The sequence below is a fragment of the Isoalcanivorax indicus genome, from assembly GCF_003259185.1.
GTDB classification, from domain to species: Bacteria; Pseudomonadota; Gammaproteobacteria; order Pseudomonadales; family Alcanivoracaceae; genus Isoalcanivorax; species Isoalcanivorax indicus.
In genome coordinates, this window is record NZ_QGMP01000002.1 from 199,189 (window position 1) to 215,359 (window position 16,171).

At 61.2% G+C, this 16,171-nt stretch carries 8 protein-coding genes; all 8 read right to left on the reverse strand.

Features of this window, described 5'->3' with window-relative positions:
- Positions 1-32 precede the first annotated feature (32 nt).
- The 8 genes from DKW65_RS12820 to gyrB all read right to left on the reverse strand — a co-directional run bounded on the left by DKW65_RS12820 (position 33) and on the right by gyrB (position 16,162).
- A complete protein-coding gene (locus tag DKW65_RS12820) occupies positions 33-2,609 on the reverse strand; it encodes a DUF11 domain-containing protein (protein WP_111657811.1) in 2,577 nt (858 codons plus the stop codon).
- Positions 2,610-2,614: 5 nt separating this feature from the next.
- Positions 2,615-4,111, reverse strand: coding sequence for a COG1361 family protein (locus DKW65_RS12825; protein WP_111657812.1), 1,497 nt, complete (start codon positions 4,109-4,111; stop codon positions 2,615-2,617).
- Positions 4,104-9,584: an OmpA family protein gene (locus DKW65_RS12830; RefSeq protein ID WP_111657813.1), complete on the reverse strand. Its 5,481-nt coding sequence runs from the start codon at positions 9,582-9,584 to the stop codon at positions 4,104-4,106. Before DKW65_RS12830 ends, DKW65_RS12825 begins: the two co-directional genes overlap by 8 nt.
- Before the next feature lie 11 nt (positions 9,585-9,595).
- Positions 9,596-10,729 (reverse strand): DUF11 domain-containing protein, encoded by a 1,134-nt coding sequence (locus DKW65_RS12835; protein ID WP_111657814.1) that lies wholly within the window; start codon positions 10,727-10,729, stop codon positions 9,596-9,598.
- 72 nt (positions 10,730-10,801) lie between these two features.
- Positions 10,802-12,028 (reverse strand): hypothetical protein, encoded by a 1,227-nt coding sequence (locus DKW65_RS12840; RefSeq protein WP_111657815.1) that lies wholly within the window; start codon positions 12,026-12,028, stop codon positions 10,802-10,804.
- Between the two features lie 80 nt (positions 12,029-12,108).
- Complete coding sequence (locus tag DKW65_RS12845; RefSeq protein WP_111657816.1) at positions 12,109-12,543, reverse strand: DUF11 domain-containing protein; 435 nt, start codon at positions 12,541-12,543, stop codon at positions 12,109-12,111.
- 158 nt (positions 12,544-12,701) lie between these two features.
- On the reverse strand, positions 12,702-13,424 hold the full coding sequence (locus DKW65_RS12850) for a response regulator transcription factor (RefSeq protein ID WP_111657817.1): 723 nt from the start codon (positions 13,422-13,424) through the stop codon (positions 12,702-12,704).
- Positions 13,425-13,747: 323 nt separating this feature from the next.
- Positions 13,748-16,162 carry a DNA topoisomerase (ATP-hydrolyzing) subunit B gene (gyrB, locus tag DKW65_RS12855; protein ID WP_111657818.1) on the reverse strand — a complete coding sequence of 805 codons (2,415 nt, stop codon included), beginning with the start codon at positions 16,160-16,162 and terminating at the stop codon, positions 13,748-13,750.
- Positions 16,163-16,171 lie beyond the last annotated feature (9 nt).

A 16,171-nucleotide genomic window follows, 5' to 3' on the forward strand; every position in this document is an offset into this window, starting at 1 on the left:
GCAGCGGACGCTGCCGGCCCCGCCTTCGCACATCAATCCACGATGGCCCGATAGCGCAGCTGCAATGTTCCTTGCGGCGGCATGGCGCCGTTGAATTCGATCCGGAAATGCGTCACCTGACTATCAAAACCTGCCGGGGCGCCGCCCGCGCCGGACATCGGTACATAATCAAAGCTGATGCCCTGATTGCTGGAGTAGCTGATCTGCCCGGGTGACAGACCTGACGGCACCGTGCCCTGCGTGAACTCGAACGGTTGTGCCGCGCCAAAGCCATTCAGGTTCAGGCTGACATAACGGTCCAGCCGTTCTTCCAGTACCACCTGTGTGGCGTCACCGGCACCGTCATTACCCAGAACTATCGAGTAGGTCAGTGGATCACCGGGCGATGCGTTGACGCTGGTGCCGGGTGGGCCGCCAGCCACACTGACGTTTCTGTTGAGGCGGAGTGCCGGCGGTTGGGGGCTGACCGCCATCAGTCGCGTGCCCAGGGCGAAAACGGTGCCTTCGGTGCCTTCATTGGCGCGAACGCGCAATGTGTAAGGCCCTGCTGTCCAGTCAGGGGCTGCGCCGGAGAACTGGTAGATTCTCTCTCCGCTTTCTGTCAGATCCTGCACTAACGTCATTGCTGTGGTCGGCAGTATGACGTTGTTGTTGATATCCAGTACGTCAATCAGTGTGCTGGTGATATCAAAGCTGCCGAAAGGATCGGAAATGCGAGCCCGTACAAAAACCGTCTGACCCTGCTGCGGCTGCGTGATTTCCGCATCACTCGGGAAAGCGGCGCTGTAGAGGCTGATGGACTCAACATGGATAACCGTCGACGAATTCATTTCAATACGCGATGGGCCGGAAGCACCACATTGTGTGCTGCTTACTTCGATCTGCCGATTCGCCGCGCCGGTCGTGTTCTCAATGGTAACCTGGATTTGTGACCCGGGCTGCAGGGTCACCGGGCCATTAAAGCTCACATTCAAGGTGGCAAGCGTCCAGCCGGTCGGCACGGTGCTCAAGGTTGCCGATCCAAGATTGGCGGGTGTCGTCCCGACAGAGGCAAGCCCCACTCGCATACTTCGACCGCTGAGGGTTGATCCTGTACGACGGATACACAATCGCACAGGCATACTATTGCCCGTCACGGTAAACGGACGGACGAACGCCGGCGCCATCGGCAGCGTTATACTGCTTGAACCCGCCAGTGTGACAGCGGTATTCGCGCCAGGCACCACTCGACTCAGAAAAGGACCGCCTCCGCCGCTGAAATAGGGATACAGATTCTTGACGCCGCTGACCGCACCATAAATCGGATCGATCGTGGTGCTGCTGTTATTGGCGCTCTGGTTATCAAAACTGGTGCCGCTGACACTGGCCGTGTTGCTCACGGTCTGATCACCGCTGCCTGCGGCGCCCGCTTGTACGTTCACACTCAGGCGCAGCTCCGGCAGCGTGGCGTTCACCGCCAGCGGGCCCGGGTGTGTACAGGTGACATTCTGAGCGGTAGCCCCGCAACTCCACCCACTGCCGGTAAAGCCGGTGTAGGAAAGTCGGTTATCCAGGGTATCGGTCACGGTGATCGCCCCCGGCTCTACCGAAGGTCCATTGTTCGACACCAGAATCCGATACTGGCCGGTGCCGCCCGCTTGCAGGCCACCCAGGCGACGTTTCTCAATCGCCAGGTCCGACGTGGGAACATTCGTCACTGAAATCGCCTGCATCCCCAACAGCACCAGGTCTGCGCCCGAGCTGTAGACGGTGGTCGCGGAGGTATTGCCTGCACTCAGGTAAGGACTGATATTGTAAACATCCAGATCAACGCCCCAGGCGTCGCTGCGATTCAGAACATTGATGGTGTTATTGAACTGGTTATTCAGCGGGTTAAGCGGGCCCGTGAGTGGCGTTCCGTTAATGGTGAGGTTTTCCGAGAAACCATTCAGCGGTGCTGAGTTCTCGACATCACCCTCCCAGGTGAGTACCGCAAGCTTGCCGTTGATGGGCGAGGGAGGCACAACAAAATTGCTCGGCGTCAGTGTAATCGCATTGCCACGAAACCACTGCAAACCATCAAAGATGTTCACAATTCGAAAATCCTGCGCCGGATGCTCGAAAACAACAATCAGGCCCCAACCCGCCAGCACCGTTTGCGAGCTGCAATAGGTCGCACCGCCGCCCTGATCGGTCGTGGTGACGGTCAGATTGGCAAAGCTGTAGCTGCCATTCCGTTTGGCGTTGACGATGGATGACACATCCGCCATGCCACCGAAGAACCACATGTTGAAGCCGTCGCTGTTGAAGTTCTCGGTAAACGTCCGGTCTGCGCTGATGTTCTGCCCGTCAAAAGTGACATTGGTATCCACCGTCGGGCCGGAGCCGCCCCAGTACAGATAGGCAGCGCGAATGCTTGCCCCGGCGGGAATCCCACTCAACGGCGATGAAACCGGCCCGTTGGTGACGCTGCAGGCGTTGACGTTGTTCGGCTGTGTCCGCATGGTGCCGCCGGTCACGACGAAATCGACGTTGCCGGCATAGCTGCTGTGCAAGGAGATCGGTGTCGCCAGAACCAGACTCGGCAGACACAGCATGATCAGCACAACGATGGTTCGAATAGAGGTCATGACGATCAGTGCCTCACCCTGGCTTGGTAGGTAAACGCAAATCTGCGCCCCGGCAACAATGCTCCCGTCATGGGCAACCTGAAATGCGTGATCGCCGGATCCTCGCTCTGCAGCGGCGCATAGCCATAGCTTATACCGCCATCACTGGAATAACGAACGGCCTCTGGCGCGACGCCGGACGACGGTTCGCTATCCAGGAAGACAATCGTCTGATCCGGATCATCCATATCCACTTTCAGCGTGGCATGCCGGGATAGCACGGTGTCCAGATAGAGCTCCATGGCTTCTACCGGCCCGCTGTTTTCCACATGAACGGTATAGGTGACCAGTGTGCCCGGATCAGCGCTGTCCACGGACGCCTGCTGCGATATGACCAACTGTGGCCCGGGCATCACCTGCACCGACGCCGTATCCTGATTATTGCTGGCATCGCTGTCTGTCCCCGTCCAGCCCGCCAGGGCAACCTGGAGACTGGCGGACTGTGGCAATGTGACGGGCTGGGCCTGAAGGGTCAGCTCGAGCACCCGCACATCACCCTCCTGCAATTGCGGCACCAGCCAGCGATCCGGTACGCCATCTCCTGTGCTGTCCACCATGGTGGTGCCGGGTGGCGCCGTGTGGGCACGGTAAGAAAGCAACGGGTCCGTTTCTATCTGCACACTGATGTTGCTGAAATCATCAAAGTGAATATGGCGCAGATGCACTTCCACCGTTATTTCACCCCCGGCACTTACCGTGTCCGGCATCTGCTCGATATGCAGCGACATGTCAGGTGGAAACAGTCCGCCCCCGGTGGCGCCCCCCGGTCCGTTCATGTTGTCTTCAATCTGCGAGGGCAGGTTCATCCCGCGGGAGGAGGAAATGTGAAAGCGGATATTGCGTGGCCCGGGCAGACCCAGCTGCTGCCAGGCCAGGCGCGCCTCCATCTCGGTGCCTGATGTCGAGCCGCCCTGCACATTGCTGTACAGCTGCACGCAGTCACTGTTCGATGAACTTCCGGGCAGGGTATAACCATCGCCCGATCCCGATACAGGACTGACCAGGGGGTCCCCGGCGGGATGGGCCGGAAAGTACGGGCACAAATGCGCGTTGGTGCGCCGGTTTGAACCGCTCCAGTCAACGCGGAGAATACGCTCGCCTGCCTCCATCCGTCCGTTGCTGTTCTCGTCGAGATAGAACAGCCAGGTGGTCGTGTTGGTCGAACTGGCCCAACGCTCCACATAGAAATAGAGATATTGATCATCCCAGGTATAAGAGAACTTGCGCAGGTCCCGACCGGTGCTTTGAATCGGAAAATCCTGGTCACAGGACGGAGCGTTCGCACCCTGGCAGTCCTCACTGAACTGTCCGGGATGTACGGTGATGTTGGTGGGCGCGTACCAGTCCGACATATTGCCGTCGATGCTGATCGTGCGCGATATAAGCGAACTCCCCTGAGCACCGCCATGAATCAGCAGGCCTGGCATCAGCATCAGTGCCGCCAGAACAGCGCGCTTAATCATCTGCCATCTCACTGTGACGGCGTCGCGCACTGGTCTGATCAAACTTGATGCGGAAGTCCAGAACGATGCCTTGCACTCGGCCCTCCGCACCCGTGAAGTCGCGGTCGTAGAAGCCTCGGAAGTTGTAGCCCATGCTGATCCAGACGTCGCGGATCGGGCTGTAGCCTGCCATCACGCCCCAGGCGTGCTGGGTTACATCACTTTGCCAGCTGTGCAACCGGCTTCCGCGCGTGCCGATGTCCCAACGCTCGGTAATATCGTATCGGTACTCGAGACCGATCAGATCGCTGTAGCCGGTGTAACGGGTGTCATCAATGGTATCCGCAACATAGCGCGCGCCATATTGCGTAGACAACTGATGCCGCTGCGCCATGACCAGGTTCACGTGCGTATTGTTGACGATGCGATGGCCGTAAAGGTGCAGGGTGTCGTCCCGTGTTTCATCACGAATCAGCCGTGTGCGGTTCAGCCAGAACCAGCTGTCGCTCAGCGGGCGACGGGCGTAGCTGATATCCAGCTCGGAACTGCGCGCCAGGCCACCGGCACGGAACTGCTGATCGAAATGCAGGATGCGCCCGGCCAGGCTGTCGGCGTTGTTCAGGCGATACCGGAATCCGGACAGCAGATTCCATTTTTCATCCAGATCAGAATAGCGGTACTCCGCGCGCTGGGTAAATTCCCAGGCCGCATCGCGGTAGCCCAGGCCGGCGGACACGGCGGTGTAATCGTTGGCCGCCGTGCCGCTCGCCGGATCACGGCGCGGATCGAAGGTGTCGGGTATCACGTTGTCGGTAAGCGTCTGGGCGCGATCCAGACCAAAGTCCGCGCGCCATTGGCTGCTCAGGTCGAGGGTCTGAAACAGGCCGGCGTGGGCCATCACGCGGGGTCCGTATTCATCGCTGCTGTGGCTGAGCTGGGAGCTGACCGTGCCCCCTTGCCAGGGCGTGGCGCGCGCGCCAATACGTGTATCCTGTGTGCGCCGCTCCTCGCTCCAGCTGAATTCCTGCGCCGCAAACACCGACACATTACGCGTCAGGCGATAGTCACTGCCCAGGGTCAGGCGGGTGGGGTAGTCGGCGTTGTCCTCACGGCGGTCGATGCCGGTTTCGCCGGTGGCAGACAAGCTCAAGCGGCCGTCCATCAGATCGCGGCGACCACCACCGATCACCTGGCGAGAATCGTAACGCCCGGCAGCGGTCTGGTCTTCCACATAACGCAAGCCACCGAAGGCGCGCCAGTTTTCCTGTTCGTATTCGGCGCGGCCTTCCATCAGGTTTCTTTCGTTGCCTGTGCCCAGCACGCTTTGCCGACTGGCTTCTGCCGCCAGCGCCAGATCGTCGGTCAGGCGGTAACGCACGCTGCCTTGCACCATGCGGCGGTCATCATCATCCATCGCCAGCTGGCCGAGGCCGAAACCGGCGTCCGTCTGTTCGGCACGCACGCGGGTATCCACACGCTCGGAGGTGTAGCGGTGTTCCGCCAGCCAGGCGCCGTCGGTGCCGCTGCCAGACACCGGATCGCGGCTGGCCGCCATTTCTGCGCGCAGCACATGATGCTCGTCCGGCGTCCAGGTGAGATCGGCGCCGCCCAGACGTGCATCCGCCGCCACGCTGTTGTCTTCCACGCCGGTCAGGCCAAGCACCAGTTTCTGCGCCGCATCATGCACCGTCACCCGACCGCCCATGACCCGGGCATCGGCGCCGGCGTCTACTTCATAGGTGACAACAATACGCAGCGGGTTGAAACCGGCGTCCTGCACCGGGATCGGCTGACGGAAGAAAAAGGTGCCGTCATTGCTGTCCAGGCTGTAATCCACAAAGCGGGTCATGACGGTGCTGCTGATGACCTCGTTGGTGAAACGATCCCGCACTTCCACGGTCACGGTTTCGCTGCCCGGCAGAATCGGTGCGCGGCTGAGACGATACAGGCCCGAGGTGCCGTCCGGACGAATATCATCGCGGATAAAGCCTTGCGGCGTTTCGGCATGGAAGGCACTGCCGGACACGTTACGCCCACGCCATTCCGTCTGGGCTCCGGTCAGCACGCGCTGATAGCGGGTCAGTTCGGTCACGGTAAGGCCGGTGTCGAAGTCACCGAACAGGGCGAAGAAATCGCGCCGCTCCATGCGTACATAAAGTTTTTCCCGCGACGGGGCGTCATGCCCGCGACGGGTGTCGTCGCCATACAGCACGTACCAGCGCTGCGGATCCAGCGCCTGGTTCAGGGGTTCGTCGTCAAGCCGCGAACGGCTGTCGTAAGCGGCCGTCAGCAACCATTCTCCGGCCACGCGGCCACGGGCAAAGAAGGCCGCCTCGCCGTCGGTATAGAAGTGCTCATCCGCACCACCGAAGGACTGCATGTTGCCGCGCAGGCGGTTGTAGCCCACGGTCCCTTCGGCAAAGCCCACCAGAATCCAGTCGCGCAGATCCGGGGACACAGGTACGGCGATGTCATCCGACACGGTGTAGCCGTCGCTGAGACGAATGCGATAGGTGCCAGCGGTGCTCACCGGCTCGAAATGCACCAGGCCGTTGCTGTCCACCTGGATCTGGTCGGGGCGCTGATCCAGTGCGGTCCGCTGCGCACCGCTGGCCAGCGGACGCAGGTCGCCAGACACCAGTTGCAAGGTCGTGCCCGCCCGGATCGGCTGGTCAAATTCATCGATCAGGGCCAGACGCAATTGCACGGGCGTCAGACCGTCGGCCACGTTTTCTTCCGCGTCCAGTACGCGAATGGTCTTCAGTCGACCACTGCGGCGCAGCGAGACTTTATCGCTGAAACGGGCATTGCCGAAGTTGTCCAGGCCTTGCAGCGTCAGGGTGTAATCACCGGTGCGCGGCAGCTCGATCCCGACCCAGGTGTAGAGGGTCGTGCCGCCCTCTTCGGTCATGCGCATCCCGATACGCGAGGCCGGGACGGGTTCATCGTTCAGCAGCAGCCGAACACGCAGATCGCTGTTCAGGCGTCCGGAAACGCTGATCACCGGGTGCGGTGTCACCGTGCCATCGGCAATATTCAGCAAGCCCGTGCGCGCCGGTACGGTGGCTTGCCGCGCCCCGGCCTCACCGTCATCGCTGGCCAGCACCATGCCGCTGTCCGGTCTGGTCACGTTCAGCATCGCCGGGGCTTCTTCCACCGGCAGAATCAGATCAATGGTAACGCGACGATTCCGGGCGCGGCCTTCTTCGGTGCCGTTATCCGCCAGTGGCAGGTCTGGCCCGGCGCCACGCACTTCCAGTCGCTCGGCGTCCAGCTTCAGCAGTGCGCCCAGATAGTCAGCCACGGCCGTGGCCCGCGCCAGGGACAAGGCATAGTTGTCATTGATGGCCCGGCCCGCCCTCGGCACGATCGGCACGCTGTCTGTGTGGCCGACGATGCGCAGACGCATGTCGTCCAGGTGTGCGGGGGCCACAAGCCGTCGGGTTTCATGCCCCAGCGCTTCCAGGCGGTGCAGATCGCGCGCCCGCAGTGCCTCGGCAAGGTCACGAATCTGTTCGCGATCCGCCGGAGACAGGGCTGCCGACATACTGGAAAAACGGGGCCGCAATATAATCTGCTGTTCGCTGCGCACTGCTGGCGTGATCGCCACGCGGTTTTCGGACTGCACTGCATGGCGATGACCGTCCTGCGTCTGGCCGAGGGTCCGTGCCGTCAAGCGCTGTTCCGCCACGGCCTCGCCCGTGGCGCTGTCCTGGCTCAGGTCCGGGTCCAGCTGCAATTGCCATGTCAGTTGCGCACCGGATTGCCGCAGCAGCGCGGGCAGGGTGACGTGATAGCGCTGCGCGCCCAGCGCCGCCGGGTCCGGCAAGCTGGTGTCGTTAAACCGCAGGCTGCCCGGTACCGGCAGCAGACCCTGTGGCACCGCCAGTTCGGTGTCCAGTTGCGACAGGTGTTGATCGCCACTGCCCAGCGACAGGGTCATGTGGATCTGCCCGTCCCGCATTGCACTGGTGAGCTGTTGCCGCAGCAGGGCGTGCGCTTCCGGGTTCTTCTTCAGATACCAGTTTTCGCGCCACAGGGTGCCGCCCTGGATATTCAGGAAGCGTGACAGGGGATTGCCGGCCTGGCGGCTGGTGCCCGGGCAGGTCTGCAGGGTATAGCGATTGCCGAGGGTCACGGTGTCCAGTTGCAGCACGCGGGTCCCCGGGCGCACGCCTTCCATATGCCAGCGGCCATCCGCATCCGTCACCACCTGGGTGCCGTCTTCCAGATACAGCCGTACCCCGGCCACCCCTTCGGCGTCCGCCTCACCGCACTCACCGGCTATAACCCGACCCATCAGGAAGGCGCGGTCATCAAAGAAAGGCCGCTCTACCAGAATGGCGGCCATGTCTTCGTTGGACAGTACACTGCCACTGCGCGCCTGGGCGCGATTCACCGCCTGACCCGCTGGCGCCGCGATGGTGACTTCCACCACATAGCGCACCAGTACCGAGGCGCCCGGTGCCAGGTTACCCACCTGGATACGCAGCTGCTGTCCGTCCGGGCTGATCTGCGGGTCAGGCTGACCGATGCCGTCCCGACGCAGCGAGCCGCTCTGGTAGCGGAAACCGCGCGGCAGTCGGTCATTGATCTCGATATCGGCGGCCGGACTGGTGCCCGTGTTCTCAACGCGTACTTCATAGGCGATAAAGTCGCCGGTCATGGCCTGATTGCGCAGGGCGCGTTTGCTCAGGTAGAGATTGCCGTCGGCCACCGGGGCGTTGCCCATCACCCCCTGACGCTCTGCCTGCACCAGGGCCACAAAGCCGGCACTGACCAGCCAGGGCGCCAGCGAAGACAGGCTGTCGGCGACAATGCCGTAGTCATCGTAACGCACCCGGACGTCGCTGCCCGGCGGCAGGTAGCCCGCGCCGGGTTGCAGGTAACCCACGTAGATGCCGCTGCCGGTGTCGGTTTCCACCAGCGCGATGATGGCGTCATCGCCGGGCTGGCTTTCCACGGTCACGGCCATGATCCGGCGGCCATCTGTGCGGATGGCAAACGCCGTTGCCGGCAGGATCGGCTGGCGCACCACCACGAACACCGCTTCCTGTACCGCAAAGCTGTTGGCCGGGCTCAGGGGGAGGGCAGTATCCAGCGGCAGGGGATTGCCGTCGCTGTCGAGGGGCGCGGGCAAGGGGTTGGTCACCGAGGGCGTCCCGACAAGGCTTTCGGTGCTGGCAAAATGGCTCGCCCGCACCACAAGATTTTCGCTCGACGCTGGATCATGACGATACAGGCCGACGCGTTCGTAGCGCAGTACCCGGGCATCGGCGCTTGCCGATGCGGGGGCACCTTGCCAGTTCAGGGTCGCCGGGGGTTGTTCCAGCAGCACCGCAGCGTGCGCCTGGCCCCCCGGCAAAAACGGTGATACCAGCAACATCAGCGCCAGCATCACCGCAGCAAGCATCAGGCAACGGCGCAGCACATGACGCACCGGCAGCAGCGCTGTCGGTAACGTCTTGTGCTGGAAACCGTAGGCCTGTTTCAAGGGCGGGTGCCTCAGTTCACAGAGACACGGAACAGGATGACGGCACTTTCACCGTCCACCAGCTCACCGGCCACACCCGAGGGGGTGTTGATCTGCAGACCCCCTTCATCCAGCGGCAGCAAGGTCGCGCCCACCGTGTCATCGGCCACCGGGTTGCCGTTCAGCTGGGTGCTGTCTGCCACGTAGCTGGTGTGTTCCGGCAGGCTGTCTTCCAGTACGGCACCCGACACCGTTTCGCCCGGCAGGGACGAGGCGGTCAGACGGTACTCCAGCACATCACCGCTGCGCGCCGTGGTGCCGGTGCTGGCAAAGGCCGTGCCGGTGGTGACGTTGCGCACTTCCTTGGTCAGTACCGCTTCACCGGAGAACACGGTGACGACACCATTGCCGCCGTCGGTGAAGTTTTCCGGGGTACCCCCGGGGCCTGGCGCGGTGGTTTCACCCGTGATTTCCACGGTGTGATTGCCGCCGCTGCCCGGTACGGTCGGTGCACCGGCCGTGACGTTGACGGTAAAGGTCGCCACTTCACCGATCTGCACACCCGCCGGGACATCACCCGCGCCGATAGCCGGGGCGCCACTGGTGGCGTTGCTCAGCACGATCATCGTGGGTTGTTCCGGCGTGGTGGTGTTGCCGACCGTGAAGGCTGGCGTACCCGGTGTGACCGACGTGATCTCGTACAGGTAGTCGGTACCGCCTATCGTGATGCGTACCGTGTCGCCGGCGTCCAGACCCGTCTCCGAACCGGCAGCGATATAAATCGCATCAGCGGTGGAGGGTCGGGACGTAATGGACGCGCCGAGGGAAATCACGGGTGGCGTTACAGTCAGTGCCGGTGCACCGACATCGGTGTCCGTGCTGCCTGCGTTCAGCGTGTAGCTGTCCAGACCGTTGCTGGTACTGGTGATGGTGTAAGTCAGCACTGCCACATCGCCAGCGTTGGCGTTGGCCGGGCCGCTGACGCTGATAACCGGCGCCGCACCCACAGTGAGTACCGACACATCTACCGTTGCGGTCATTTCACCGCCGCTGAAGGTCAGGGTAGCGGCGTTATGAATGGTCGCGCCGCCGCCGGTAGCGGCCAGCGCAGGATTGGCAAGCAGGCAGCAGCCCGCCGCGGCCAGAAAGGCCAGACGTTTGAACATGATGAATCCCCCAGTGATGCCCGGTAGGGCAGTGGGCCGGCGCTCGCGGTGGTCGCAAGGCCGGCTCTGTTATCAGTCGATGGTGACGCGGAACACCACACGGCTGCTTTCCCCGGCACCCAGAACACCGCCGGTGCCATTACCCGCACCCGCATCCAGGTCGTCACCGCCGTTGCCGGCATAGACGTACAACACACCGTTGCCGGTGGCATCGAATTCCGCAGCGCTACCGCTGTCGACACCGTCATCCTGGGCAACAAAGGTATCGTCGCCGGTGGCATCCAGAGAGACCGAGCCGGGAACGAAGGTGGTGAACTGCGGGATCGGGTCAGCAATCACAATGCCCGTGGCGTCGCCAGCATCCGGGTCGTCGTTACCGACCACGATGAGATACTCCATGACATCAGACGGATTGCCGCTCACGCCGGTGGCGTACCAGGTGGTGCCGCCGAGGGTGATGGCGTCTGCACCGGCTACCGGGGTGGTGACGTTGCGCACAAACTTGTTCACGGTCAGGCCAGGACGACGAACCGTCAGGACCGTTGCCGTGGTCTGCTCGATCAGGATTGCAGGATCGGCAACAGACGACACCGTGGTGATCAGGCTATGGCTACCGGTCACACCTGCGGTCACGCTATCGGTGGTGACCACCTGAACGATTTCACGACGCTCACCGATCATGACGCCATACCCGAAGCTGTTTGCCAGGGGATCTGCCACGGTGATGGTCACGGTGTTACCCAGCGGACCATTGCTTTCATCGATCGCGGTCACTACGGCGACTTCTGCTACGCCGGTGGGATCAATCACGATGGTGTCGCCAACCTGAATGCCGTTGATGGCGCTGTCACTGTCGTTGCCATCGAAAGGCACGACCAGCGTGTTCTGGCCCGCATTGGCCTGGCTGGCAACAGACGTGGCGCCCAGCAGCACACTCGGCGTACCCGCTGCAGCATCGTCATCCATGTTGCTGCGTGTATCGGCGGTGTTCAGCGTATAGGTGTCCGGACCATTTGCCGTGGCCGTAAGGATATAGGTCAGGTTATAGCTGGTGTTTTCGGCCGTGAAATCCTGGTTGGCCGGGAACACCACCAGAGGTGCTGACGGCACCAGGTTTACCGTAATCTGGACACTGGCTTCCAGCGCGGCTTGCGCGGTGCCGGCAGCATCAGCGTAGTTAACGGTAACCGTGTTGGTAATGCGGGTATTGGAGGCGGTCATCGCCTGGCCAAGCGACGGCAGCATGACTGCCATCGCTAACGCCGCTGCCCCCAGTACCAGCTTGCGTTTGATCATCATCTTTTTTTCCTCAAGCGGTAATACGCCCTGAATGTGAAAGCAGTGGTCCGGGCCGGAGCGCCATCAGCCCGGTGCATGGGCTACAGCACAACGACACTGAAGCCAACGGCGCCATCCGTGCCTGCCGGTATTTCGCTGATCAGCCAGCGAACCACCTGTGCCTGGTCTTCCTCCGCATTCACGGTCGGAAGTTGTATTTCCGCCTGATCCCCCCAGGCGCTGTCGTCTACCAGACGAGTGCCCTCCGGCACAGGATTGTCGAGCACGATATCGCGCGCGCTACTGCTGCCGTCGTTCTGGTAGTTGATGGTGTAGAAAATGACGTCGCCGGGTTCGGCATCTTGCGCGGTCACCCTGCGCAGGATTTCACGGCCCTGGTCATCAAGCTCAACGATTTCTTTCTCCGCCATCACCGCGATAGAAACGGCTGGCGATGCCTGTGCTGACAGCACAAGAAACGAGAGTGAGATGAGCAGGGTGTGCGCCAGACGCTGAATGGTTTGCCTGATGGACATGGCTTGTTCCCCCAATATTTGTTGTATCGCGGGCAAGCCAGAGTGGTGCGGTTATCTATCGCGTTTGCGGTAGCTGGCAATGCCCCCAATCTTTATTGTGAGGGCAGGGTGCCGAACAGGTACTGAATCACAGATGAACAGGATATGAACGGAAAGGGTCAGTCGCCGTAGGTAACTTCTGCACCAATGCGATAGCCAACGCCGGGCACGGTGACGATCACCGGGTTCTCTTTGCTGTCACTGACAAGCTTCTTGCGCAACCGGTATACCAGTACGGTCACGGTTTCCGGATTACTGCCATTGATGTTGCGGGCCAGCACATCGGCAAGCTTCTCACGACTGAGCGCGTTACCCTCTGCCTTGACCAGTGCCATGAGCACATCCAGCTCGCCGCGCGTCAGCACCAGTTGCTGGCCTTGGGCGTCCTGCAGACTCCACTGATCGGGCAGCAGTGTCCAGCCGCCGAACCGGATCCGGTGCACCGGCCGTTCAGCAGTGCCGTTTCCGCCAGTTCTGCGATTTTTCTGGCGGCCCAGGAAATTGCGGATGCGCAACTCGAGTTCGCGCACATCAAAGGGTTTGGTGACGTAGTCGTCTGCACCCAGTTCCAGTGCGGTAAGGCGGCTGTCATTGTCGGTTCGGCCTGAGACCACAAAAACCGGCACATCACTGCGTGCGCGGGTGCGGCGCAACAGCACCAGACCATCTTCATCCGGCAAGTTAAGATCCAGCAACACCAGATCGAAGTCCTGCTTCTCGACCTGGGTCATGAAACCTTCCCCGCATGCTGCTTCCGCAACGCTGTAGCCCTTCAACGTGAAGACTTCACGTATCGCGGCGCGTAGCATTTCGTCGTCTTCCACCATCAGCAAGCGACCCATTATCGGCTCCTGAACAGTCTGTTAATAACGCGCGATTCAACGTTCCCTGCTTTTGTTTTTAATCTGTACTGCTTTTGGTTCGCCGGAGGGTACTGCAATTTGTGGACCATTTCACAGAAAGCGTGCGGAAAGGGGGTGCAGGTCAATGTTTCACGCGGAGTCATGCAGGTTATGCCACTGGGGCACACCTTTGTGACAAATATGGGCGCATCTGACGGCGCAGCGGAGGGGAGCAGGGCGGGGAAGGGACGATGAACAGGTGATTCATCGAAGCCGGCCGAAGGCGGTCAATCGCCTTCGGCCGGGTACATCATGCGGATACCTCAGACATCCAGGTTGGACACCTGCAAGGCGTTGGACTCGATGAACTGCCGACGGGGATCCACATCATCGCCCATCAGCGTGGTGAAGATCTGGTCCGCGCCGATGGCATCTTCCACCGTCACCTGGAGCATGCGACGGCTTTCCGGATCCATGGTGGTCTCCCACAACTGATCCGGGTTCATTTCACCCAGCCCCTTGTAGCGCTGCACACTGGTGCCTTTGCGCGCCTGCGCCATGAGCCATTCCAGGGCTTCGGCGAAGTGCCGGATGGGGCGGCGGCTTTCACCCCGCTCCACGGCCGCATCAGCCGCCAGCAGACCCTCAAGCTTCTCACCCAGAGTACGAATACGTTGATAATCAGGTGAACTGATAAAGTCTGCGGTAATGCGATACTCGCGGCTTACACCGTGAGCGAGCACTTGCACACTCGGGAGGTACCAGCCACGCTCGGGATCCTGCATCGGGGCAATCTCGCAGCGCTGGGTATCGTCGCTGTTGCGGTTGGAGCGTGCACCCAGTTCATTACACCAGTCCACCATGAACGCCTGATCCCCCAGCCGCGCCTCACTGAGCGACGGCATGTAGATCAGCTGCTCCAGTACATAGCCCGGGAATACCCGCGATTGCCGGTTGATCACCTTCATGACCGAGCGGTATTCACGGATCAGACTTTCCAGACGCTCTCCGGTGATGGGCGGCGCCCCGTTACCCGGCTGCAACGCCCCCTTGTCCAGGGCAATGTTGGTGAGGTACTCCTCAAGCGCCACATCATCCTTGAGGTAGGTTTCCTGTTTGCCCTTCTTGATCTTGTACAGCGGCGGTTGCGCAATATAGATGTAGCCGCGCTCGATCAGCTCGGGCAACTGGCGGAAGAAGAACGTGAGCAGCAGCGTGCGGATGTGCGAGCCGTCCACATCAGCGTCAGTCATGATGATGATGCGGTGGTAACGCAGCTTCGCGATGTTGTACTCATCGCGGCCAATCCCGCAGCCCAGGGCGGTAATCAGGGTGCCGACCTCCTGGGAGGAAAGCATCTTGTCAAAACGGGCCTTTTCCACATTGAGAATCTTGCCCTTCAGGGGCAGGATAGCCTGGGTGCGCCGATCACGGCCCTGCTTGGCAGAGCCGCCTGCAGAATCACCCTCCACAATGTAGAGTTCGGACAGGGCAGGGTCCTTTTCCTGGCAATCGGCCAGTTTGCCGGGCAGTCCTGCAATATCCAGTGCCCCCTTGCGACGGGTCATTTCACGGGCCTTGCGGGCCGCGTCCCGAGCACGCGCGGCATCAATGATCTTCTGGACAATCACCTTGGCTTCTGCCGGATTTTCCAGCAGATAGTCATTGAAGCGATCTGCCATGGTCTGCTCAACCGCGCTTTTCACCTCGGAAGAGACCAGTTTGTCCTTGGTCTGGCTGGAGAACTTGGGATCCGGCACTTTCACGGAGATCACTGCCGTCAGGCCTTCCCGGGCATCATCACCCGAAGTGGAGACCTTTTCCTTTTTCAGGAAACCTTCGGCTTCCATATAGCTGTTCAGGGTACGCGTCAGTGCTGCCCGGAAGCCGGCCAGGTGGGTACCGCCATCACGCTGGGGAATATTGTTGGTAAAGCAGTAGAGGTTTTCGTTATAGGACTCGTTCCACTGCAACGCCACTTCCACACCGATGCCGTCTTCGCGGTCCACCTGGAAGTGAAAGACCTTGTTGAGCGGCGTCTTGACCCCGTTCAGGTAGGTGACAAAGGCACCCAGGCCACCTTCGTACTCGAATACATCTTCCTGGCCGCTACGCTCATCCTTCAGGCGGATACGGACCCCGGAGTTGAGGAAGCTCAGCTCACGCAGGCGCTTGGCCAGAATATCGTAGTGGAAATTGATGTCGGTAAATGTCTCCGGGCTGGGCCGGAAACGCACCGTGGTGCCGCTACCTTCCGTGTCACCCACCACTTTCAGTGGCTCCTGGGGCACCCCATGGCGATAGATCTGCTCATGCAATTTGCCATCGCGGCGAATCGTCAGCCTGAGTTCTTCAGACAGGGCATTCACCACGGAAACGCCCACACCATGCAGGCCGCCAGACACCTTGTAGGAGTTATCGTCGAACTTACCGCCGGCATGGAGGACCGTCATGATCACTTCTGCGGCGGATACGCCTTCTTCCTCGTGGATGTCCACGGGAACGCCCCGGCCGTTATCGGAGCAGGTGATGCTCTCATCCGGATGGATAATGACCTGGATCTCGGAACAGTGGCCCGCAAGGGCTTCGTCGATGGAGTTATCCACCAGTTCGAACACCATATGGTGCAGGCCCGTGCCGTCATCCGTGTCCCCGATGTACATTCCGGGGCGCTTCCGTACGGCGTCCAGACCCTTGAGGACTTTGATATTCGAGGAATCGTACTTTTTCTCGCTCATCGGTTTCCC